22 protein-coding genes and 1 pseudogene are annotated in these 21265 nt (G+C 68.2%); 7 read left to right on the forward strand and 16 right to left on the reverse strand.

Translation table 11 applies throughout. The features are described from left to right. Positions 1-568: 568 nt before the first annotated feature. The 5 genes and pseudogenes from AC5L38_RS42895 to AC5L38_RS42915 all read right to left on the reverse strand — a co-directional run bounded on the left by AC5L38_RS42895 (position 569) and on the right by AC5L38_RS42915 (position 3845). On the reverse strand, positions 569-994 hold the full coding sequence (locus AC5L38_RS42895) for a type II toxin-antitoxin system VapC family toxin (RefSeq protein ID WP_495248569.1): 426 nt from the start codon (positions 992-994) through the stop codon (positions 569-571). Further along, on the reverse strand, positions 991-1236 hold the full coding sequence (locus AC5L38_RS42900) for a hypothetical protein (protein ID WP_495248570.1): 246 nt from the start codon (positions 1234-1236) through the stop codon (positions 991-993). Before AC5L38_RS42900 ends, AC5L38_RS42895 begins: the two co-directional genes overlap by 4 nt. Positions 1237-1559: 323 nt before the next feature. After that, positions 1560-1847: pseudogene (locus AC5L38_RS42905) on the reverse strand (tyrosine-type recombinase/integrase); the annotation flags it as partial. A gap of 609 nt (positions 1848-2456) precedes the next feature. Further along, entirely contained in the window at positions 2457-2786 is a 330-nt protein-coding gene (locus AC5L38_RS42910; RefSeq protein ID WP_495248571.1) for a hypothetical protein, read from the reverse strand. A 573-nt stretch (positions 2787-3359) separates the two neighbouring features. Next, the gene (locus tag AC5L38_RS42915; protein ID WP_495248572.1) at positions 3360-3845 is read right to left on the reverse strand and encodes a nuclear transport factor 2 family protein; all 486 of its coding nucleotides are present in this window, start codon (positions 3843-3845) and stop codon (positions 3360-3362) included. 325 nt (positions 3846-4170) lie between these two features. Between AC5L38_RS42915 and AC5L38_RS42920 the strand changes: the two genes are divergently transcribed. Then, entirely contained in the window at positions 4171-4761 is a 591-nt protein-coding gene (locus AC5L38_RS42920; protein ID WP_495248573.1) for a DUF6000 family protein, read from the forward strand. 526 nt (positions 4762-5287) lie between these two features. Here the strand turns inward: AC5L38_RS42920 and AC5L38_RS42925 are convergent. The 5 genes from AC5L38_RS42925 to AC5L38_RS42945 form a co-directional block, all read right to left on the reverse strand. Continuing rightward, a complete protein-coding gene (locus AC5L38_RS42925; RefSeq protein ID WP_495248574.1) occupies positions 5288-5707 on the reverse strand; it encodes a VOC family protein in 420 nt (139 codons plus the stop codon). Positions 5708-6008: 301 nt separating this feature from the next. Further along, the gene (locus AC5L38_RS42930) at positions 6009-6545 is read right to left on the reverse strand and encodes a hypothetical protein (protein ID WP_495248575.1); all 537 of its coding nucleotides are present in this window, start codon (positions 6543-6545) and stop codon (positions 6009-6011) included. 129 nt (positions 6546-6674) lie between these two features. Beyond that, entirely contained in the window at positions 6675-7217 is a 543-nt protein-coding gene (locus tag AC5L38_RS42935; protein WP_495248576.1) for a hypothetical protein, read from the reverse strand. A gap of 657 nt (positions 7218-7874) precedes the next feature. Beyond that, on the reverse strand, positions 7875-8771 hold the full coding sequence (locus tag AC5L38_RS42940; RefSeq protein WP_495248577.1) for a hypothetical protein: 897 nt from the start codon (positions 8769-8771) through the stop codon (positions 7875-7877). Between the two features lie 217 nt (positions 8772-8988). Further along, positions 8989-9528 (reverse strand): PadR family transcriptional regulator, encoded by a 540-nt coding sequence (locus AC5L38_RS42945; RefSeq protein ID WP_495248578.1) that lies wholly within the window; start codon positions 9526-9528, stop codon positions 8989-8991. Between the two features lie 158 nt (positions 9529-9686). Here AC5L38_RS42945 and AC5L38_RS42950 point away from each other — a divergent pair, with 158 nt between their 5' ends. Continuing rightward, positions 9687-10829: a serine hydrolase domain-containing protein gene (locus AC5L38_RS42950; RefSeq protein WP_495248579.1), complete on the forward strand. Its 1143-nt coding sequence runs from the start codon at positions 9687-9689 to the stop codon at positions 10827-10829. Between the two features lie 289 nt (positions 10830-11118). Here the strand turns inward: AC5L38_RS42950 and AC5L38_RS42955 are convergent, their stop codons facing one another. From AC5L38_RS42955 to AC5L38_RS42965, 3 genes are all read right to left on the reverse strand, one after another. Continuing rightward, a complete protein-coding gene (locus tag AC5L38_RS42955; RefSeq protein ID WP_495248580.1) occupies positions 11119-11823 on the reverse strand; it encodes a uridine kinase family protein in 705 nt (234 codons plus the stop codon). A gap of 53 nt (positions 11824-11876) precedes the next feature. After that, the gene (locus tag AC5L38_RS42960; RefSeq protein WP_495248581.1) at positions 11877-12656 is read right to left on the reverse strand and encodes an alpha/beta fold hydrolase; all 780 of its coding nucleotides are present in this window, start codon (positions 12654-12656) and stop codon (positions 11877-11879) included. Between the two features lie 131 nt (positions 12657-12787). Further along, positions 12788-12991: a hypothetical protein gene (locus tag AC5L38_RS42965; protein ID WP_495248582.1), complete on the reverse strand. Its 204-nt coding sequence runs from the start codon at positions 12989-12991 to the stop codon at positions 12788-12790. Between AC5L38_RS42965 and AC5L38_RS42970 the strand changes: the two genes are divergently transcribed. Beyond that, positions 12990-13070: a hypothetical protein gene (locus AC5L38_RS42970; protein ID WP_495248591.1), complete on the forward strand. Its 81-nt coding sequence runs from the start codon at positions 12990-12992 to the stop codon at positions 13068-13070. The two genes, AC5L38_RS42965 and AC5L38_RS42970, sit on opposite strands and share 2 nt — an antisense overlap. Positions 13071-13274: 204 nt before the next feature. Here the strand turns inward: AC5L38_RS42970 and AC5L38_RS42975 are convergent, their stop codons facing one another. Continuing rightward, positions 13275-14264: an NADPH:quinone reductase gene (locus AC5L38_RS42975; RefSeq protein WP_495248583.1), complete on the reverse strand. Its 990-nt coding sequence runs from the start codon at positions 14262-14264 to the stop codon at positions 13275-13277. Positions 14265-14570: 306 nt separating this feature from the next. On the opposite strand from AC5L38_RS42975, the gene AC5L38_RS42980 reads away from it, so the two are divergent. The 3 genes from AC5L38_RS42980 to AC5L38_RS42990 all read left to right on the forward strand — a co-directional run bounded on the left by AC5L38_RS42980 (position 14571) and on the right by AC5L38_RS42990 (position 17105). Then, positions 14571-15962: a hypothetical protein gene (locus AC5L38_RS42980; protein WP_495248584.1), complete on the forward strand. Its 1392-nt coding sequence runs from the start codon at positions 14571-14573 to the stop codon at positions 15960-15962. 32 nt (positions 15963-15994) lie between these two features. Further along, a complete protein-coding gene (locus AC5L38_RS42985; RefSeq protein ID WP_495248592.1) occupies positions 15995-16756 on the forward strand; it encodes an NADPH-dependent F420 reductase in 762 nt (253 codons plus the stop codon). Positions 16757-16817: 61 nt separating this feature from the next. Then, a complete protein-coding gene (locus AC5L38_RS42990; protein ID WP_495248585.1) occupies positions 16818-17105 on the forward strand; it encodes a hypothetical protein in 288 nt (95 codons plus the stop codon). Between the two features lie 261 nt (positions 17106-17366). On the opposite strand, the gene abc-f is transcribed toward AC5L38_RS42990, so the two are convergent. Beyond that, positions 17367-19031 carry a ribosomal protection-like ABC-F family protein gene (gene abc-f / locus AC5L38_RS42995; protein WP_495248586.1) on the reverse strand — a complete coding sequence of 555 codons (1665 nt, stop codon included), beginning with the start codon at positions 19029-19031 and terminating at the stop codon, positions 17367-17369. Between the two features lie 342 nt (positions 19032-19373). Between abc-f and AC5L38_RS43000 the strand changes: the two genes are divergently transcribed. Continuing rightward, positions 19374-20201 (forward strand): NmrA family NAD(P)-binding protein, encoded by an 828-nt coding sequence (locus tag AC5L38_RS43000; protein WP_495248587.1) that lies wholly within the window; start codon positions 19374-19376, stop codon positions 20199-20201. A 288-nt stretch (positions 20202-20489) separates the two neighbouring features. On the opposite strand, the gene AC5L38_RS43005 is transcribed toward AC5L38_RS43000, so the two are convergent. After that, the gene (locus AC5L38_RS43005; protein WP_495248588.1) at positions 20490-21017 is read right to left on the reverse strand and encodes a phospholipase; all 528 of its coding nucleotides are present in this window, start codon (positions 21015-21017) and stop codon (positions 20490-20492) included. Positions 21018-21265: the final 248 nt, after the last annotated feature.

Here is a 21265-nt window from a genome sequence, read left to right on the forward strand (position 1 = left end):
CGCGAACAGCCACTAAGGCGAGGTCTCAAAGGACCATCGCCGCATAACCGAGTCTCCACACTTTCAGGGGATGGACAAGATGCCTCCGGCGGAGGTACTTCGGCTCCGGGATGATCAACGTTGCACCACGAAGGCCATAGGTGGTTGAGGTGGAGCCGGATCTTCCCGTCTGCCACGTCCCAGGCAAGCCCAACATCTCGACTCCTCCGGATCAAGACCGTCTGTGACCGCTGGCATCCCATGACCGAGGAACGGTTACCGGCTGACGTACACGCGAAGACGGCCTTGATCCTCCGTCCCCGAGCTGTTGCCCCTCCGGGGTGGGACGAGGCAGAGGGGAAGATCTGGCGAGGCGGGGTGTGTGCGTCCGCACGGGGTTCTCAGGGCGTGCCCGTTGCGTGCCCGTCAGCAGAGGGAGCAAGGGGAACTCACGGGGAATCACGGGCAGCCGACGCACTCCCCCGCAGGTCAGCGCCTCCCCAGCTCAGCGACCAGATGTGTTAGAGACTTCCCAAGCTGACAGCGCGGGTTCGATTCCCGTCACCCGCTCCACATACAAAGGCCCAGGTCAGCCGAGTACTTTCGGTAGAAGCATGAACGCCGACACATGTCGAGGCCGGATCAAAGTGAAGTCACGTCGGTCCAGCGTCGCGATCTGAGTAACATTCAGGCGCTCTGCGATGGCGACCACGGACACGTCAGCCGGGTCGAGTCGAGCGTCTCGGTAGGTGCGGACGAGCTCTGCCATTCGTCGCACATCGGCTGGCACCAGATCGACCAGTTCGAACTCCTCAATCGCCAGATCAAGAAACCGCGCATGCACGCGAGGCCCCATGTGCCTGTTGATGGTCCACCCCGCCTCGATCAAGATGGTCGAAGGCAGCAGGAGCGGCCCCTCCAACTCTTCGAGAAGACGCACGCATGAGGCATGGTGCTTGTCATCTCGATCAACAACAGCGATCAAGGGGCCAGTGTCCAGGAGCGTGGAAGTCACGTTGACCGATTGAACCGCTCCGCCAGTAGATCTTCGACCCGTTCCGACAGATCCCCTTCACCGGAGGCCCCGATCCCCGCGATCGACAACCGCCGACGCCGAACCGGCTCATCGGTCTCTTCGTCCACGGTCTCAGCCAGCTCCGGATCCGTCTTCACCAGACGCAGCAGACGACGCGCCTGGTCCGGAGAAAGCCGATCGACCAGATAGTGGAGCTCCTCGTGCGCGTGCCCGGCAGTCATACCTCTGAGTCTACGTAAGCGTCCGCGCTTACCCCAGCCCAACCGCCGTATCAGCGGTGTCTTGACATCGAGACTTCGTGCCAGATCCGTGCCAGAACAGGCGGGGAACCAGGGGCGCTCACGGGGACTCACGGTCACTCGCCCTGCCCTGACCTGCACTCTCGTTTTCCCAGGTCAGGGCAGCAAGGCCAGTGGATGATTCCCAAGCTGACAGCGCGGGTTCGATTCCCGTCACCCGCTCCACTCACAAAGGCCCAGGTCAGGATGCGAATCCGAACCGGGGCCTTAGTCGTTTCCGGAGCGCTTTCGATCTTCCGTGCCCGTTACGTGCCCGATGCCGGTGGATCTTCTTTCTTGAGAACGGCTTCGGCAAGCTTTCCCATGCCGTCGGCGATCATCTGATCCCGCCCGTTCTCGGTGTGCAGATAGATCAGCGCGGCCCGCGTGGTCGAGTGCCCCATCCGGTTCATCAGCTCCCGCAGCGTCGCACCCGACCGCGAGGCGAACATGTTGCCCGTATGGCGAAGGTCGTGGAAGTGGACGCCGGAGAGATTCGCCCCCTTTAGCGCCCTGGCCCAGATCCGGCTGAAGGCCGACCGCCGCAGCATCGCGCCGCGCCGCCGTACCCGGCCCTCTGCTGCCCGCCGACCGGGCGTGCGGCGTGGGCGCCGGTCCCGGCCGGCGGCGCCCCCGGGCCGTCCATCGACCCGCGCACCCGCCGTAGCCGATGCTCTCGCCGCCCACCGGCCCGCCGCCGCCCTGCTTCCTGGGCATGCATATGATCAGCCTGTCGACAGGAGCAGGCCGTGATCTACTCCCCGTTCGGGATCTTCATTCTTCTTGTACTCGTAGCGGCGGTTGTCATCCCCGTGGTGATAGCCATCGCGCTTATCCGGCTCTTTCGAAGCTGACGCCTCCGGCGGGGGACTCCGCTCCGGAATGATCGAGACTGCCGATCGCAGAGTCGTGGTTGGCTGAGGTGGGGCCGGCTCTTCCCGTCTGCCACGTCCCAGGCAAGCCCAACATCTCGACTCCTCCGGATCAAGACCGTCTGTGACCGTTGGCATCCCATGACCGAGGAACGTCTACTGGCCGGCGTAGACGCGAAGACGACCTTGACCCTCCGTCCCCGAGCTGTTGCCCCTCCGGGGTGGGACGAGGCAGACGGGAAGATCCGGGCGCGGTGCGCGCAGTGCGCGAGAAACACCAACCTGCCCAACTCAATGTGAACCGCTGATCTCGGGACAGCCTGGCGGCTCCACGATCTCAACGCCGATGGGCGCCACAACCCCCATCTTCACATCAGGCGTGTAACCCTTCACATCAGGTGCGTAACCGTCGGCCGTCATCCAGGGCAAGGGGGAGCTCGTCGGGAGGACTTCCTCTGCTCGCAGCTCTTCCTCTTGCCATTCAAGGAACGACTCATCCAGCGCGAGGTACTCGGCATCTGCGAGTGGCCGCACTCGACAATCCAGCGGGGCGGCGGTGCTGAGCGTCGGCACAGCCGCCAATGCCATGATCAGCAAAAAGGCCGTGCTCTTCCTCTTCATGCGCCATCACTCCCAACCGCTCACCACCGGACCAACGAAGTCAGCAGCATGAAGCATCTTGATCACGAATGGGAGGGTGCCGATGATTGGGAACCGATTCTGCATGTGCGGACGGTGGGGTGGAGAGCCACCTTGGGAACCACCCGAACAGACGATCATGAACCAAGCCGGATGGACCTGAACGGCCGGAGTCCCGACGAGTAGCAGGACGAACGACTCTGAATGGTCCTGAACATCGTTCGGGGACCTACGGATTAGAAGGTCACGTCGTGCCCGTTGCGTGCCCGTCAGGAGAGTGAACAAGGGGACTCACGGGCAACCACGACTACTCGGCCCTATCCCCCGCAGGTCAGCACTTCGCCAGCTCAGGGGCCAAGCGCGTTAGAGACTTCCCAAGCTGACAGCGCGGGTTCGATTCCCGTCACCCGCTCCACACTTCAAGGCCCAGGTCACGGATGGTTTCCGGACCTGGGCGGATCAAGGTTGCGGTGAGCGGCTGCGCGAGCGATGCACGACCTTGGCCAGCGTCTGGTTCGGCCGGAGACCAAGCGCGCGATCGCTAGCAGCTGCCTTTCAGCGGTCGACGTCGCTCGATGGGCGCAGCGCGGTCAGGAGGCTTTCGAGCTGGCCCCATGCCCGTGCGCTGGCAATGTGATCGATGTAATCGCGAGACTCGACGATGAGCCCGTCGCGAATGCGGAGAACGAAGACACAGGGCACGGTGAACGCCTCTCCTGTCTCGTCCACGTGCCCCTGATAAGCGAACTCGGCGACGATCACCTCCGGATCAGCGGTGTCGTGGATGATGATGTTGACCGGCTTACGGTTCAGCGTCCGGGCAAACGGCGGCGGCGCGGTGAAGTGCTCGTGCAGTTCGCTACGGCTCAGCAGCGGCGGCGGGTTGAGCGGATGAAACGGGTGGGTGACATGGGTTTGTTCGGCATAGAGGTCGGCCAAATTTTCGTACGGCCCTTCGCAGACCCCATTCACCAGGCGGAGAAACACGTCACGCGGGCTACTGTGACCATCGTCGCCGTCCGGATCGGCTCGAGAATCCATGGACCTCACCTTATCGATTTCCACCTCGACAGCTACCCGCACCGGCGCTTCTTGCCCGTGCCCGTCGCGTGCTCGTCAGCACGGTGACTCACGGCAAGTCACGGAAAGCCATGAGCGAAACGATTAGGCGCTTGACCAGCGTCGCAGCAGGCTAGACGATCGCGTACCGAAACCTTCCAAACTGGTGATCTCGAATTGACCCTGACCTGCTTCGGCGGGAAGACCAACAACGATGGGATGATCCGGGTGACCGGACGTGCGGCTCGCTGGCCGATCACAGCAAGATGGTCTCATGCGTTTTCCCTCACCATCCGATCCTGAGCTCATGGAAGCTATCCAGCGCTACGTCACGCCGGGGGAGGGAAGCCCGCGGTACATGGAGCTCCTTGATGGCAGTGTCTTGGAACTGGTAGAGCCACAGCGCACGCTGTCTGTTCGTTCGCTTGCTGTGGGCGCACGGCAGGTCACGGATAAAGAGCTCAGCACACTGCTCGACAGCGAATGGCGTTCCCGTCTCACAGCCGCATGGCTGATCGGTCTTGACCGTCGCACGCAATTTCGCCAACGTCTCGGCGAGCTGCTATTGGAAAGTAATTTTGTCTTCGCCGGACAAGGCTACTGTTTTGCCCTCGCCCGCTTCGGAGACATCAGTGATGCCGACCTTCTCGTGGCTTACCTGGACCGATATCTCCCTAGGCTGGACTGCTACTACGACCAGCACTGGGCACTCGGCGCTCTCCTCCACCTTGACGAGTACATGGGGACCAACCATGCTGGCCGTTTTCTCATCCCTAATGGTCTGTGGCAGCAGTCAGCGATGAGGCATGTGAATCCCGCCGAACAGAAGTCGTACGTCGACCGTCTGTGTGCTTTCGCTGATGACTGCATGGCTGGTGGAACCGGTCACACACCGTGAAGTTCTTGATGACTCTGGGGGTACTGCAACAGCCCTTCGCAACCGCTTATGTCCACATCCGCTCAGCACGGGTCGAAGTCAAGTTGCAGGCCCCCCGAACATGGCCAGGATGGGCCTGACAAGGAAAAGGTCACGACCTTGATCGCGTGCCAGATCCGTGCCAGAACAGGCGGGGAACCACGGTCAATCAAGGGACTCGCGGGGACTCGCCCCGCCCTGACCTGCGCACCCCCATTTTCCCAGCTCAGAGCGGCAAGGTCAGTAGATGATTCCCAAGCTGACAGCGCGGGTTCGATTCCCGTCACCCGCTCCACCCTCAAAGGCCCAGGCCAGAGATACGTTCCCGACCGGGGCCTTGATTGTTTTCGCGCCTGATCGATCTTTCGTGCAATTGGCTCACGGGCGCGAGCACCCTGGTCGGCCCGTCCTCGTCATCCTGGCCGCTGATGTGCCCTGTCTATCGCTTCATGATCGTCTGCCTGCACCCGCACGGCACCTCGCCGCACCTCCACCGGCCCGTGGCCAGTCAGCCGTTCGGGATGTCGTGTTTCCTTAGCGGGGATCCGTCGCCGACAAGCCACAGATGGCCGAACGGGTCGATGAAGCCGCCCTGCCGGTGAACGCCCCATGGCGCCTCGTGGTTGCGGATCTCGTCAACGCTGCCGTCCGCTCCAGCCGCAACGGCGCGCTCGATGAAGCTGTCGGGATCATTCACAAAGACCTCGACGCGTACCGTTCGAGAGCCGAGGGCGGCAGGGGTGTCCCATTTGTTGTTCGCAGGTTCACCGAGAAAGAACGGGGCGCCCTCGACGGTCAGTCCTACTACGCCGCCAACGTTCCACAGCTCGTCGGCCCCAAGCGCCTGGGCGTACCATCGCGCCGCGGCTGAGGCGTCAGGCACGGCGAGCATCAGCGAAATCACGAGAGGGCGGGCGTCGGCTGCCATCGGGTGTCCTGCCTTTGCCTGTAGGGCGCCATGATCACGCCAGGCGAGTCTGACACGGTTCGATCACTTGTGCAAAAGGATGTCGAGTCCCGATGAGCCGGCTTGGCTGAAGGCCGAGAACAGAAACTCGGGGCCGAAGCGGCGAAACGCCCGAAGATCCGCAGCCGTGCCCGTTACGTGCCCGTCAACAGAGCAATCAAAGGGGATTCACGGCACTCACCCCACTCCCCACAGGTCAAAGTCTTGCCTGGTCAGCGGCTATAGCGCGCAGAGACTTCCCAAGCTGACAATGCAGATCGCTCTATTCCATGCCAGCTTGCCCGGATCGTTCAGAGTTCAGCCAGTACTGAAAGGATGGACTCGTAGATTTGAGCACGGTGGGATCATGTGGCGGCTCAGGCCAGATTTGCAGGAAGTAGTGATCACCTATTTCGATCGCGACCTCTTCGTCCATACCTCTGACGTGGTATCGCAATCGATATGTTCCGGGACCGGCGGGTAGCGGAGGAAGGGAATGGGCCCTCCCTCCCCACTCCTCCAGAGAAACACGGCCTGACGGGGACTCGTAGCTGATCTCGACGATGTCTTCGTAGCCATCGAGGTCGGCACCCGGATCCCGATCGGCGACAGCCACCGTGAACTCCACCGGTCCCCACTGAGGACCCACAACCAGGGAGGCCCTGCCTTTCTGTACTTGGATGATCCCCACAGGGTGGCCCGGCACGCCATCAAACTGGCCGTACGAGTCACACCCCTCATCCGCGAGATAGACCTGGCTGTAATCCACCTCCACATCCAGCTGCTTGACCTGCACCGCTGTAGTCTCATCTCTGGTCATGGGCGGGAAGCATAGACTCCGCCATCGACAAGATCGCCTGTCAGAGGCAACGCAACCAGGCTGCCGTCACGCGATGGACGACAAGCGAGTTTTCCGTGCCAGACGCGTGCCAGGACAGGCCCGCCGCCGCTACACGTCGTCAGTTCCCTCCGCTTCACGCCGTCGAGCCGCTCGCTGCTCCGCTTCTTGCTTCTGCGCCGCTCTCTCCGCCGCCACACGCTCCCGTAGCGCCGCGTCCGCCACATCGCGCGGACGCGGAACCTGACTCCGGCGATCATGCGTGAGCGCCAGCCTGATCGCCACGTAGATCACCAAGAACAGCACCGCCATCGAGAACAACCACGAAAGCACTCCCCACAGCCATACAAATAACTCTCTCAATTCGCCTGCCCGGCCCTGTTCTCGGTGTCCGATCATTGTTTCGATCAAGCCTGCCCGATCCATCCCCATACCGTCTATCGCCTCCGGTGAGGACTTCGGGCAGGCCGAGCAGACCGGGGCCAGGGCGATGGGATCCGGCGGGCGAGGTCCGCCAATGGCGTCTTCGCGCTCTTTCACTGCGATCTGCCGAGATGAGATGATCTTCGCTGTGAACGAATCGGAGAACGTCACACCTCGCGAGACATAGAGCGACACGGAGACCGTGAGGGCCTGCGGGAATGTGGCCTTCACTCTTGGGGCGGCACTGGCTCCCCTGCTCCTTATCGCCAATGACGGCGAACCACCCGACCAGGCCCTCACGGGAATGCTGATCTTTACTGTCCTCGGCATCGGCCTGCGAATCGAGGCGGCGATTCGGGAGCATGGACGCTAGTTTGGCGGCAACCGCAGGACACTCCGGACGATCACGCTGACGCATGACCTCGTGCCTGTCGTGGGCCCGGCAGAAGGGTGACCAGAGGGGATTCGTGGACACTCGGAGCGTTCTCTCAGTCCTCCTCGACCAGCTGATCGAGCGCCGCGATGAGAGCATCCGTCAGTTTCTGATGCCGCCGCCGTTCCATGTCGCGAGATGGGCCGCACAGGTTCCAAGGCCGCGACGCGGGCGCGACCCGGACGGCCAGGCGGGCCGTTCGAGGCTTGTCGGAGCCGCCCATATCTCGCAGGCCGGTTCTGACCACATGCCGGACGCGCGCCGGAACAGGCGGGGACTCGCGGTCACTCGATCCGCCCTGGCCTGCAGCCTCGTTCCCCCAGCTCAGAACCGCAAGGTCGGTGGATGATTCCCGAGCTGACAGCGCGGGCCGGTTCCCGTCATCCGTTCCGCACAAAGGCCCAGGTCAGGGATGGACATCGAGTCTGGTCCCCGATCGTTCCTGCGGGTTTTCCTCAGTCTGGCCAGGTCTCCTCGGAGCAGAGCACCCGGGCGGCCTCGTGGGGTTCGGCGTCGCGGACGCGGTGGTGCCCGTGATCCGTGCCGAGGATCGTCACGACGCCCGAGGCGAGGACACGGCGGCCGTGAGGGTCACGGACATGCACGATCCTGCCCGTCAGAAGGTTGCCGTCCTCCGGGGCGCCGTCGGCGGTCTCCCTCTCCCAGCGCCACATCCGGCAGGTGCCGCCCGTGTCCTTGGCCCGAAGGTCGAGCTTCTCGTCGGGGATCAGGAAGGTGGGCGCGTGATCGGGGTTCAACGCCGCGGAGACCGGATCCTCGCCGAGCGACTCCGGTTGGCGAAGCGCGTCGTACAGTCCCACCGCGATCGGCTTGGCCACCCACCGCACGTTCCCTCCCGAGGGCCGGAACCTGTCCGGCCGCATGGCCGCCCACTGCCCGGCCGTCGTGACGGGGACGGGCACCTGGCGGGGCTCCACCGGCGGCGCGGATCCGGCCGGTTCCCTCGGCTTCATGTGGACGAGCGGGTCGAAGACATCGCGGACCGGCCAGAACCGGAACAACCACCGGGTGACGTCCGGGTCGTTGACGTGCACGGTCAGGCCGTACTCGAAGAGGGGAGGGCCGATCGGGAATTCACGGCCGCTGTCGTCCATCACGCCCATCTGGATCACTCCGGTCTCGGCCATGAAGTTCAACTGCTCGATCGGTCTCCAGGAGGACCCCGGGTCCGGCGGTTCGGCGTCCCACGCCTCCAGGTGGAGGGTGGCGGTGTAGTGGTGGGCCTCCGACTCGTCGTCGCGGAACTCCGGGCAGTCGGGAACGCCGTAGAGACAGAGCCGGCCGTACTGCACGTAGAGCTCGTCGTCGAGGTGGCGAAGCAAGCGGGCCACTGGTGTCCTTCGCGTCGTCGGGGTGTCCGGAGGCAGCATGCCCTACGGCACTGACACAGCTCCATCCACGCGGGCGAACCCGGCCGCCAACCCGGCGATCGTCTCCGGTGGTGTGAGCCGGCGCCTCCCGTCCGCCGTCGGCCCGTTACCGGTGACCGTGGCACGCGCGTGACCGGGGGCGTGCGTGCCGGCGGTTCGGGACCGCGTCCGCGCGGTGTCAGTGACCCTGCGTCTCGTGCCGGTCGATGTGATCGCGGAACCAGTCGAGCGTGAAGCGGTGTGAGGCGATTCCGTAGGCGAGCGTCGCGCGCTGGTGGGTGGCGAGGTCGCGGTGCTCGTCCGGAATGTCCTGGGTGCCGAGGTGCTTGTCGAGGGCCGAGAGCGCGGCGAGGTCGGTCTCGATGCGCGCCGTGATGCGGCGGAGCACCGGCAGGCGTTCCGCCGGTTCCAGCAGGCCGAGGAAGTAGAGCCTGGACAGCGCCGCGGTCTCCAGATCGAGTCCGGCCAGGTCCCCTGTCATCCACGCGCGGAACTCCTGGCGACCGGCGTCGGTCAGGCGGTACACCTTCCGTCCCCGGCCTCCGGCCTCGACGCTGGCGACCTCGATGAACCCCCGCGCGAGCAGGGTGTCCAGCGCGCGTTTGATGCTGCCGGAGCTGGCGCTGTAGAAGAGCGCGACGCCGGCCTCGAACCCCTTGATGAGGTCGTAGAAGGTCTGCGGGGCGATCAGGAGCAGACCGAGGATCACATGGGCCATTGATCGAGTTTAGGCCATTGACTCTCATAGACATGTCTATTAGACATATTGGCAGGCTCCCGGGACGATGCCCATGGTCACGATCGCTGTCACACATGCCGGCTGAAGGCGTGACGCCGAGGGGGCACGTTGAGGAAACGGAGACAGGGAACACTCACGTGACATCGCCGCTCGCCACGACCCACGCCCATGACAATCACGTTCCCGACGACGTCGACGCGCGGCTGACGGGCCTGCTGGAGAGCCTCGTCGCGCGGCGCGGCGTGCACCACGCCAACCTCGCCGTCACGAGCGGCGACGGGAGACAGCGCTGGTCCGCCGCCTGCGGACCCGCCGATGCCGACGATCATCCGCCGCGTCCCGACACCCCGTTCTTCATCGCGAGCGTCACCAAGCGTTTCATCATCACGCTGGTGCTGCAGGCGCACGAGCGCGGCGAGCTTGAGCTGGCCGCGCCGATCAGCGGCTACCTGCCTGCGGAGATGATCGCCGGACTCCATGTCCTCAGGGGGATCGACCGGACGTCCGCGATCACGGTGCGCCACCTCGCGAGCCACACGTCCGGACTGCCGGACTACTTTGAGAAGCGTGGTGAAGGCCCCAGCTTGTACGAACGCCTCGCCGCCGGTCAGGATCTGGCCTGGACCTTCGAGGACACGATGCGCATCACGCGCGAGCGGCAGCGCCCGCACTTCGAGCCGCAGGACCTCACGGCCGCTCGGCAGAAGGCCCGCTACTCCGACACCGGTTTCCAGTTGCTCATCCGCGTCATGGAGACGGTGACCGGCCGGTCGTTCGCCGATCTGCTGATCGAACGGATCCTCGGTCCGCTCGGCCTGACGCACACCTGGCTCCCAGGACACCGCCCGCCGGATCCGGCTACCGCGGCGCCCTCACCGCTCTACGCGAAACGACGACGCGTGGAGCTGACCTCGATGCTCGAGTCCTCCAACGACCTGTTCAGCACCACCGGCGATCTCCTCGCCTTTCAGCGGGCGCTGCTCGGCGGCGAACTCCTCGGTGACCCCCGCTCGCTGGAGTCGCTCACCGAGCGGCGCAACCGGCTGCGTAACATCCCCGTCCTCCGGTACGGACTGGGCACCATGTTCTTCAAGGTCGGCCGGCTCATGTCAGCGGGGCGCCGCCCTGTCACGCTCGTCGGCCACTCGGGAGTCACCGGGACCTGGCTCTTCCACTGCCCGGAGCTCGACCTGCACCTGGCCGGCACCGTTGACCAGACCAGGGGACAGGCCGTCCCCTTCCGGCTCATGGCGCGCTGCCTGGGCGTCTGGCGAACGTGACCTTCACACGACGTGCCGGGGCGCTTGCCACCGTCGCGCCGCCCGGCACGACCCAAGCCGTTTCGTCGCCGTCGTCCACCCGGTCGTCGTGCCGGAGCACCGGGTCGCCAGGTCGATGGGTCGCCGGGCCGTTGGCAGGCCGTCGTACAGGGGGCAAAGGGGCGACCACGATCATTCGGGACCGGCCCGGCTCCGGGCCGGTCCTCCCGGGAGGCGTGATCCGTACACTTCCCGAGCTCACGGTGCGGGATCGATTCCCGTCATCGGCTCCGCGCGCAAAAAACTCGGGTCAGGATGTGAATTCCGGCCGGTGCCCCCGCCTCCCAAGGGTGGGCCGGCCGCGCCAGGGGCCGGTCGGCGGGGCGACGACCAGCTCGGTGTCCGGGTCGTGGTCGATCCGCGGAGGGCCGGCGACGATCATGGTGGCTCGGGCCCACGGCTGTTCTCGCACCATGAACGGCAGTTCCTCCAGCAGCCAGTTCGCCACGTGCTCCAGCTGCTCGGGGGAGTCACCGTCGCGGGCGACCAACAGGCGCTCCTGCTCGTCGAGGTCACCCTGCATCCACACCGAGGCGTCCAGCCACGGGGCGAGCTCTTCGCGGATGACGCCGGTGCCCTCGACCCAGATGACGTCGGCACCGGCGGGGACGGTGATCGATCCGGGCCGGTCGTGGGCGATCCAGGCATCAGGCCGGAAGTCCACCGCCTCGCCCCGGTGCAGGGGGTGCAGGATGTTCTCGGCGAGGACGGCGCCCCAGTCGAAGTAGGCGTGGTTCCAGGCGATGTCGTCGGTGTGCACGACGGCGGAGCCGGGCACCGCCTCGCGCAGCCGCTCGGCCAGGGTCGTCTTCCCCGCGCCGCCCCGGCCGTCGATCGCGATCACCCGCGGACGCCCGGTGACGCCCGGTGACGCGTCGCGCAGCTGCCTGACGGCGTCGAGCACGGTCACCACCCGCCAGCCGACGGCCTCGGTCTCGCCTGGATGTAGACGCATCGACAACCTCTCTCCTGGGGTGAGGACACGGATCCGGCCTGCCCGCACGGGCCTCAGGTGGCTCCACGGAGGAAGAACTCGGCCAGCTCCGGGGCCAGCACGTCATCGGGGACGCCGTGCCACTCGCCCTTCAGGGTCAGATGACGGCCTTGGGGAAGAGCCGCCGCCGTCCCCTGGGCCCAGCCGCGCAGGCGTTCGTCACTGGATTCGCTGCTGACCACCAGGGTCGGCACGACAACGGACCGAAGTGTCACGGGAGAGACGGCTTCGGTCATGCGGCTGTCGTAGGCCAGGGTGTGCGCGATGCCTTCGAGCACCGGGAAGAAAGGAGCCTGGCGCATGCCCGCGGTCATCTCGGGAGGAACGCCGATGCTCGTGTGGAAGTGCTCGACCGCATCGGCCCGGCGACCGGCGGCGACCAGCGTGTCGATCTCGGCCGCGAGCTCGCCTTCCCGCGACGGCCTGTCGAAGGCGATCGGCGGCTCAAGGAGTGAGAGCATCGAAATCGGCAGCCCGGCCACCGCTCCGAGCAGGGCGAGGGCCGCACCGGAGGAGAAGCCGTGGACGAACGCCGGCCCTCCGGCCTCCTCGATCACAGCCGCGAGGTCCTCCACCTCCCTTTCCACGGCGTACGGCCGCGTGTCTCCGCTCTCGCCGCGTCCGCGCCTGTCGTAGATCACGACCGTGAACCTGTCGGCGAGGTGTTCGGCGAGTGACCGCATGGGACCGAACTCGCGGAACCCGCCTGCCGCGTCGGCCAGCACGAGCGTCGGCCCCGTTCCGGTCTGTTCGAATCCGATTCGCGTACCGTCACGTGACGTCGTCGTCGCCATGGTGATCCCTTCGCACGGTGGCCTTGGAGACTACAGAGCCCCACCGACAATCAAGCGTGATCGCGGGACTCGACCCCGGGATCCGTGATGCCGTGGCCACGCGTGAGGCGGCGGGGGCCGGTCGGCCGTACTCAGCTCGTGAGCACCCATCGGCCGCGGTACGCGCCGTCGCGGAAGGCGCGGTACGCGTGCGAGGCCTCGTCCAGGGGCACCGTGCCGGCCCGGCGCGGTTCCAGGACTCCCCGCGCGGTCGGCGCGAGCATCTCCCGAAGGAGGGCGCCGTCGGGGACGACCACCGCGGACGTGACGGTGATGCCGCTGTCCTGCGCCGCCATGCGGTCCTCCGGCGCGCGGCTGCTGGAACGCGCGCAGGAGGCCGGGCAGGTGCGCGCCGACTCACGGTCCACGAGGTGATCGCGCTCGCCCTCGGCCTGGCCTGGGCGGCGCAGCAGCCGGGCGGGCCGTCCGACCTGATCGAACGCCTGCTCTCCGCGGTGATGTACGGACTGGCGGCGCACGGGTAGCGAAGGCGGCCCCGACCGGGTGTCGCGGAAGCCGGGGGCGCGCCGGGCCGCGCGTCACCGCTCCCCTCTCGCGTCCCGCGAGAAACGGGCCCCGTTACGGGATGACGACGATGCGCCCCCGGGGGCGGTGAGGCTCGGCGCCTTCCTGGAGCCGGTGGGAGCGGGCGGCCTCGGTGAGCGGCAGCCGCGTCCCGATCCGGGAGACCAGGGTGCCGCGGGCCAGGAGGCGGTTGATCGCCGTGGCCGCCGCGGCCAGCTCGGTCACGGTGGCGTTGCTGATCACGAAGCCGCGGAGGCTGGCGTCGCGCGTGTAGAGCCGCCCGACCGGCAGCACGGGGGCGGCGTCGAGACCGGCCATGACGATCATCCGGCCACCGCGGGCGAGCAGGGGGACGGTCCGCTCCAGGTCGTGCCGGCCGATGTTGTCCCAGAACACGTCCACCTCGCCGGGGGCGAGGTCGGCGACCTTCGCGTACACATCCGGGTCGCGGGAGTCGACGACCTCGTCGGCGCCGCACCGCCGGCACCGGTCGAAGTCGTCCGGGCGCGTGGTCGCGACGACCCGCGCCCCCGCGGCGGCGGCGAGTTGGACGGTGGCCGTGCCGACGCCGCCACCCGCGCCGGTCACGACGACCGTCTCCCCGATCCGCAGGCCCGCCTCCCTGAACAGGCCGATGTGCGCGGTGGCGGCGGTGTGCAGGGAGGCGACCGCGTTCTCCGGATCGACGCCGCCGGGCAGGTGGTAGAGCCGGTCGGCGGGCACGGCGGCGTAATCGGAGAAGGACCCCTGGCGACCGTCGAACCCCAGGCTGTTGCACCACACCGTGTCGCCGGGGGCGAACCCCTGCCCCGCCGTGACCACGGTCCCCACCAGGTCGCGGCCGACGATGAACGGGTACGGCAGACGCGTCCGGTAGGCGCCGGAGCGGACGAAGGTGTCGACGTGGTTGACGGCGAGTGCCCGAACCTTCACCAGGACCTCCGACGGGCCGGGTTCGGGCACGGGGAACCGGCCGATCCGTATCTCGTCCGCGGGGCCTGGCCGCGTGACGTACGCCGCGGTCATGGTCTCCCGGTCACCCATCGTTCCTCTCCCAGGTCGGCAGGGTATGTACGTGCCCACGCGCGCCTGACGTCACCCTCGTCGCCGTACACCCGCGTCGATCCCCCGGGCGGGAGGTCGGGCGAGCGATCGGGTGAGCCGCCGGGGCGCACGACGGCCGCGTGGGACCTTTCCGGCCTGCGCGAACGCGCCCCTGAAAGCGGCCGCCGACCCCGCCGCCCACTGATGATCGACTTCTTGGGGGCGGCTCGTTAGGGTGGGGCACTCGAATCCCTGCCCGAATCCTGGAACGGTGCCGTGCGTCGCTACCGGTTAGGCATTCCCGCCGTGCTCGTCGCGGGTGGATACGTGGTGACGCTCGCGGTCGCCGCCGTTTCCGCGCTGGTCAGCGGCGATGTCGCGTTCCTGTGGCGGCTGACGCTCTTCTTCGAACCGGACGAGGAGGGCCCGGTCGCGGCGGCGAGGCTCGTCATCGAGGCGCATGAGGGATCTTGGGTCGTGTGGTCGAAGGTCCTCGTCCTGCTCGCGGCCGGCGGCCTGTGGGCCTGGGCGCTCTGGCAGAGCCTGCGGGGCCCGGTGGCGGGGCTGCGGCCTGCGGCGGACCGGGGCGTGCGGTCGCTGCGGGTGGTGCTGTACGCGCAGGTGGTGTGCTGGCTGGTGTACGCCGTCGCGCCGTCCTGGCCCTGGTGGGCGTCGGTGCTCGACCTGCTCGTGCTGAGCGCGGCCGTCGTGGCCTTCCACCCGGTGCTGAAGCCGGTCCTGGGCCCGGCCGCCGGGCTCGCGCTGTTCGCGGGCGTGACGACCAACGTGCTCATGATCGCGCCCGAGGTGTTCGACGTCCTCGACTGGCGCGCCGCCGAACGGGTGGCCGAGTCCGGCGGCCTCGTCGGACTGACGGGGCTGATCTGGACGGTCATGGTGCTCGTGGCCCAGCGGCGGGACGGTCGCTGGCGGCGCTCGACCGTCGGGTACGGCATCGCCTCCGTGATCGCGCCGATCGCCCTCTTCCTCGTGGGCATCCCCCTGTGGTTCGTCCCCGGCCTTGAGATCGTCTACCCCGAGGCGGTCTCCTGGGCCACCGGTGTCCTGACGCTGATCTGGACGGCCCGGTCCGCCCACGATCTCGCCGATCCGGACAGCCGGCCGGCTCCGCCCCGCCCGCTGCCGCTGCCGCTGGCCGCCCGGCCGCACGCGCTCGCCACGACGGCCTGGCTGACCGTGGCGGCCCGGATCGCCGCGTGCGTGGTCCTGATCATCCCCGCCCTGGTCAACCTGGCCTCCGGCCACCTGCTGTGGATCACGCCGCACGTGCCGATGAGGCAGCTGAACCGCCTGGCGGGGGACGTCCTGTCGTCGCTCTGGTGGGCCTTCGAGGTCGTCACCGGAGTCGGCGGCGTGGTCGTCCTGGTGCTGATCGCGGCCGACCGGGGGACCCGGCGCACCTTCCGGGTGGCCATGGCCGCCCTGCTCCTGACCGCCGTGGCCGGGTTCGTCGCCGTCGCGGGAACGATCGCCGTCACCCTGTTCCGTGGCCCTTCCCCCTTCGACCGGTTCCTGGTCTTCGGCATGGGCCCGCGCATGTCCTTCGGCCCCGGGCTGGACCAGGCCGTGTCCCCCCTCTGGTTCACCGCCGCCTGCGCCGTCTCGGCCGCCCTCCTGTGGTGGGCCCGCACCATGCGCGCCGCGCGCACTGACCACGACCATCGGCTTCCCGCCTGACACGGCCCGGCGACGTCCGCCGCCCACAAGAGCTGCCCGCGAGAACTGCCCGCAAGAGCTGCCTACAAGAACGGTGGGGAATGCCGGGTGCGGCGCGGAGGTTAGGGGCTGTCATGACAACTGTTGGATTCATCGGCAGCGGACACATCGGCGGCACGCTCGCCCGGCTCGCCGTCGCGGCGGGCTACGACGTGGTGCTGAGCAACTCACGCGGCCCCCAGACCCTGAAGGAACTGGTCGACGAGCTCGGGCCGAAGGCCTCCGCCGCGACCTCCGCCGAGGCCGCCGCGGCCGGCGACCTGGTGGTCGTCAGCGTCCCGCTACGGGCCTATCTCGACGTCCCGGCCGAGCCGCTCGCCGGCAAGGTCGTCCTCGACACCAACAACTACTATCCCCAGCGGGACGGGAACCTCCCCGAGCTCGACGCCGGGTCCACCACGTCCAGCGAGCTGCTGCAGCGGCACCTGGCGACGTCCAGGATCGTCAAGGTCTTCAACAACATCTACTTCGAGCACCTGCGGGCGCTGCCCCGGCCCTCCGGCGCGGCGGACCGCAGTGCCCTGGCGGTCGCGGGCGACGACGCCGGCGCGAAGGGGGAGGCGACCGCCTTCCTCGACCGCATCGGCTACGACGCCGTCGACGCGGGGACACTCGCGGACGGGTGGCGTTTCCAGCCGGACACCCCCGCGTACGGCTTCGTCTACGCCGGGGGGCTTGAGAGCTTCTGGGAGTCCCCGGGAGTTCCCGTCGACGCCGCGGCCCTCCGCGCCAAACTGGCCGAAGCCCGGCGTTGACACCCGGGCCGGCCGGAAACCGGCCGGGATGTACGGTGCTGGGGAGGAGGGAAGACTCCATATGGCAGATGAGCAGATCACAACAATCGGCACATGCTACGTATGCAAGCGCACCTTCGCCTTCGTCCCCGCGAGCGTCATGAGGGTCACGATCGACCCCGAGACCGGGCTTCCTCCCGGCATGACGGTGCTGGCCACCTTCCGCGAGCCGACACCTGAGGCGACGGCCAGGTCGGTCGAGGAGCCCATCTGTCCCGGCTGCGTGGACCGGGCGAAGCGGTTCGACGAATCCACGCGTTCGCCCGCTCCGCACTTCGAGGAATGGCGCAGCGACCCCGATCACGGCTGACGTCCCGTTCGCTCGCACGCGCTCCGGCGCCGGGGCCCGGGTCAGGGACGATCCCCGACCCGGGCCTGGCCTTACCGGCCGGGGGTGGGAGCACCGCGATGGCCGCGGCGCGGGTGCCGCGAGGGGCCAGACGCACGATGCCTCCTGTTCGGGGGCCGGCCGGGTGAACTCGTACGAGCGGGTACGAGCGAGAGCGGGCCGGGTCCCGTCCGGAGCACGGGGCTTGGACGGGACCCGGCCCGCTCGCACGCCACGGCGAGGTCACCCGCGCCCGGAGCCGTCCCCGGGGTCGGTCGCCGCCGGGGCTCCCGTCTCCAGCAGCCGACCCTCGGAGAGCCGCAGCCAGCGGTCGATCCCGATCTCCTTGAGGAAGCGTTCGTCGTGGCTGACCACCACGAACGCGCCCTCGTAGGCGCCGAGCGCGCTCTCCAGCTGGCCGACGCTGACCAGGTCGAGGTTGTTGGTGGGTTCGTCCAGCAACAGCAGCTGGGGCGCCGGTTCCGCGTACAGCACGCAGGCCAGGGTGGCGCGCAGCCGCTCGCCGCCGGACAGCGCTCCGACCGGCAGGTGGACGCGGGAGCCCCGGAACAGGAAGCGGGCGAGCAGGTTCATCCGCTCGGCCTGCGGCATCCCCGGGGCGAAGTCGGCCATGTTCTCCGCCACGGTCCGGTCGAGGTCGAGCAGGTCCAGCCGCTGGGACAGGTAGGCCACCCGGCCGTCGGCCCGCCTCGCCTGGCCGCCCTCGGACTCCAGGTCACCGTTGACCAGGCGCAGCAGGGTGGACTTGCCGGCGCCGTTGGGGCCGGTCAGCGCGATCCGCTCGGGTCCGCGGATCGTCAGGTCGGCGCCCTCCCCCGCGAACAGGGCCCGCTCGCCGTACTGGACCCGCATCCGCTCGCCGAGGAAGACCGTGCGTCCGGCCGGGACGTTGGTACCGGGCAGCTCCAGCGTGATCTTCTGCTCGTCGCGCAGGGCGCGGCCCGCCTCGTCGAGCCGGGCCTTGGCGTCGTTGACGCGCGCGGCGTGGGTCTCGTTCGCCTTGCCCGCCGACTCCTGGGCGTCGCGTTTCATCGTCCCGGCGAAGATCTTCGGCAGCCCGGCGTCCTTGAGGTTGCGGGCGGCGTTGCTGGCCCGGCGGGCCGCGCGCTCACGGGCCTGCTGCATCTCCCGCCTCTCCCGCTTGACCTCCTGCTCGGCGTTGCGGACGTTCTTCTCCGCGACCTCCCGCGCGGCACGCACGGACTCCTCGTAGTCGGTGAAGTTCCCGCCGTACGAGCGGATCTCACCCCGGTCGAGCTCGGCGATGCGGTCCATCCGGTCCAGCAGTTCCCGGTCGTGGCTGACCAGCAGCAGGCAGCCGTTCCAGTCCTCCAGCACGCCGTAGAGCTTGCGGCGCGCGTCCAGGTCGAGGTTGTTGGTCGGCTCGTCGAGCAGCAGGACGTCGGGCCGCTTCAGCAGCTGCGCCGCCAGGCCGAGGGAGACGACCTGGCCGCCGCTGAGGGTCTCCAGGCGCCGGGCGAAGGAGAGCTCCCCGAGGCCGAGCCGGTCCAGCTGGGCGCGGGTGCGCTCCTCGATGTCCCAGTCGTTGCCGATCGTGGTGAAGTGCTCCTCGCCGGCGTCCCCGGACTCGATGGCGTCCAGGGCCCTGATCACCGGGGCGATCTCCAGGACCTCGGCCACGGTCAGGTCCGCGGCCAGCGGCAGGCTCTGCGGGAGGTAGCCGAGCACGCCCTGGACGGACGCGGTCCCGCCGCCGGGCCGGTACTCGCCGGCGATCAGCTTGAGCAGGGTGCTCTTGCCGGCGCCGTTCGGGGCGACGAGGCCGGTACGGCCGCCGCCCACGGTGAAGGAGAGATCCTGGAAGACCGGGGTGTCGTCGGGCCAGGAGAAGGAAAGGTTCGAGCAGATGATGAACGCATCGGACATGCGAGAAGACCTCGTGTGGGATGCGGGCGCGCCGGAGGCCGCCCAGCGGGGAACAGGGATCGATGAGACGACGACATGGCCTCGGCGACGGCGCTCCTACGCGCCGGCCGGTGGCCGATCACTTCCGGTATCACCCGGAGATGTCGTCGTCACCAATCACGTCTGATCTCCCTTTTGCCCTGACACTCGCGGCCCCATCATAGGGGATGCCCGGCAGCGCTCCGTGACGGCCGCTCCCCTCCGAAGATCGAGCGGGTCCCGGAAGTCCTAGGTCCACGGCCCGATGCGCCGGGGACGGGAGTGGACGTAACGTCGGCCTCTCCCCCAGAGGAAGGCATGCCGATGACGTTTCTGGTGACCGGGGCGACGGGCAAGGTCGGCCGGCACGTGGTCGACCACCTGCTCCGCGCGGGTCGGCGCGTGCGCGCGCTGACCAGGAATCCGGCCGAGGCCGGCCTGCCGGGGCCGGTGGAGGTGGTACGGGGCGATCTCACCGATCCCGGCACGCTGGAACCCGCCTTCGATGGTGTCGAGGGCGTGCACCTGCTGACCGCGGGCGGTGACGACTACGCCACGCTCCGGACCGGGCCCGAGCTGGTCCGGCTGGCGGAGAGGGCGGGGGTCCGGCGGGTCGCGCTGCTGTGGAACGGCCAGGTGGGCCCGGTCGAGGAGGCCTTCGCGGCGAGCGGCGTCGCGTGGACCCGGCTGCAGCCGGTCGACTTCATGGGCAACACGCTGACCTGGGCGCCGGCCGTCAGGGCGGAGGGCGAGGTGCGCGAGCCGTTCGCCGACGTTCCCGGCGGGATCGTGGACGAGGCGGACGTCGGCGCCGTGGCGGCGGCGGTGCTCGTGCGCGACGGCCACGAGGGGAGGACGTACGTGCTCACCGGCCCCCAGACGCTCAGCCGGCGACAGCGCCTGGCCGTGATCGCGGAGGTGACGGGCCGCCCGCTCCGCCTCGTCGAGCTCACCGAGGAGCAGGCGCGCGAGAGCTGGCGGCAGGCGGGACACGGCGAGGAACTCATCGAGCTGCTCACCTCCTGGCAGCGCGACCCGCCCTCCGAGTCCGTCTCCATCTCGCCCGCGGTGCGTGAGATCACCGGCCGCGAACCGCGTTCGTTCGCGGAGTGGGCCGCCGAGCACGCCGCACACTTCGGCGCGCGGGCCTGAGGAAGATCTGAGCGAGATCTGAGTGAGATGCGTTGGAAGCGGACCGCGCCGGTGACGGCCGTCGCGACCGGGCCGCCGTCCGGTACGAGACCGGTCGTCACCGCGCACGACAGGCCCGCCGTCCGGTACGAGACCGGCCGTGACCGGGCGCGTCCGACGGGACCACCGGGAATGTCCGGTACGGGGCCACCGGGGCTGTCGCCGCAGTACCGGGCCGGTATGGGGGCCGGCCCGGCACGGATCAGCGAGGGGAGGCGATCCCGCGTCCGCCGCGGGGAGCGGGCAGGGTCAGCCCTGCGCGTTCTGGGCGGCCTGCTCCGCCTCCGCGGCCTGGCGGATCCGCTCGATCTGCGCCCCGGTGACGTTGAGGGTGCCGAATTCCTTGACCGCCTGGTAGTAGGTCCAGGCGAGGCTGTTGCAGGTGCCCCTGGGGATGGCGGAGTATCCCGCGCAGACCTGCTTCATGTCGAAGTAGAACGAGTCGTCGATGCGCGCCTTGTTCGCCGGGAACCGGCTCACCGCCTTGTAGTTGCGGTAACCGAAGTCGTGTCGCCGGCACGAATTCCTGAAGTCGAAGCCGAGCGGCTGGTCGGGGCTGCTCGAACACAGGTCGGTCGACCAGTCGAAGGCGTAGTCCCCCCAGGCCCCCTGGTTCTGCCAGGCGGAAAGCCAGCTGGAGGCGCTGGCGGCCGTGGGCTGGCTGAAACTCGAAAGTGCGGCGAGTTTTTGCTCCAGCGTCACCGCGTAGGCGGGAGACGTTAATCCGAGTAACGCGACGAGGGAGAGGGCGACAGTTGCGAGGGCGCGTTTGACCATGGGCTCTGCCTTTGTCCGGGGGGTACCTCTCGCGGCAGCAGTCTGCCACGGCCCAACAATGAGGCGAAATATCCGGGGACGCCGGAACAGATCTTCGTCAACATCGGTGCGGATATTCGTGAACGGCCGCTCTTTACAAGGTTTACAGGATCAAGTAAGAGCCGTTTTCCGACATGGCTGGACGCGGACGGCGGCCGCTCTCTCGACGCGGGGAAGGCCGTCCGGCGGGTCTCTCGGCGCAGGAGGGA

This window comes from Streptosporangium nanhuense, assembly GCF_059358815.1.

Coding starts and splice junctions, on each gene's coding strand:
- AC5L38_RS42900 (WP_495248570.1), bottom strand. CDS start 1,236: ATGACTGCCGGGCACGCGCACGAGGAGCTCCACTATCTGGTCGATCGG.
- AC5L38_RS42910 (WP_495248571.1), bottom strand. CDS start 2,786: ATGAAGAGGAAGAGCACGGCCTTTTTGCTGATCATGGCATTGGCGGCT.
- AC5L38_RS42915 (WP_495248572.1), bottom strand. CDS start 3,845: ATGGATTCTCGAGCCGATCCGGACGGCGACGATGGTCACAGTAGCCCG.
- AC5L38_RS42920 (WP_495248573.1), top strand. CDS start 4,171: ATGGAAGCTATCCAGCGCTACGTCACGCCGGGGGAGGGAAGCCCGCGG.
- AC5L38_RS42925 (WP_495248574.1), bottom strand. CDS start 5,707: ATGGCAGCCGACGCCCGCCCTCTCGTGATTTCGCTGATGCTCGCCGTG.
- AC5L38_RS42930 (WP_495248575.1), bottom strand. CDS start 6,545: ATGACCAGAGATGAGACTACAGCGGTGCAGGTCAAGCAGCTGGATGTG.
- AC5L38_RS42945 (WP_495248578.1), bottom strand. CDS start 9,528: ATGGCCCATGTGATCCTCGGTCTGCTCCTGATCGCCCCGCAGACCTTC.
- AC5L38_RS42955 (WP_495248580.1), bottom strand. CDS start 11,823: ATGCGTCTACATCCAGGCGAGACCGAGGCCGTCGGCTGGCGGGTGGTG.
- AC5L38_RS42960 (WP_495248581.1), bottom strand. CDS start 12,656: ATGGCGACGACGACGTCACGTGACGGTACGCGAATCGGATTCGAACAG.
- AC5L38_RS42970 (WP_495248591.1), top strand. CDS start 12,990: ATGCGGTCCTCCGGCGCGCGGCTGCTGGAACGCGCGCAGGAGGCCGGG.
- AC5L38_RS42965 (WP_495248582.1), bottom strand. CDS start 12,991: ATGGCGGCGCAGGACAGCGGCATCACCGTCACGTCCGCGGTGGTCGTC.
- AC5L38_RS42975 (WP_495248583.1), bottom strand. CDS start 14,264: ATGGGTGACCGGGAGACCATGACCGCGGCGTACGTCACGCGGCCAGGC.
- AC5L38_RS42990 (WP_495248585.1), top strand. CDS start 16,818: ATGGCAGATGAGCAGATCACAACAATCGGCACATGCTACGTATGCAAG.
- abc-f (WP_495248586.1), bottom strand. CDS start 19,031: ATGTCCGATGCGTTCATCATCTGCTCGAACCTTTCCTTCTCCTGGCCC.
- AC5L38_RS43000 (WP_495248587.1), top strand. CDS start 19,374: ATGACGTTTCTGGTGACCGGGGCGACGGGCAAGGTCGGCCGGCACGTG.
- AC5L38_RS43005 (WP_495248588.1), bottom strand. CDS start 21,017: ATGGTCAAACGCGCCCTCGCAACTGTCGCCCTCTCCCTCGTCGCGTTA.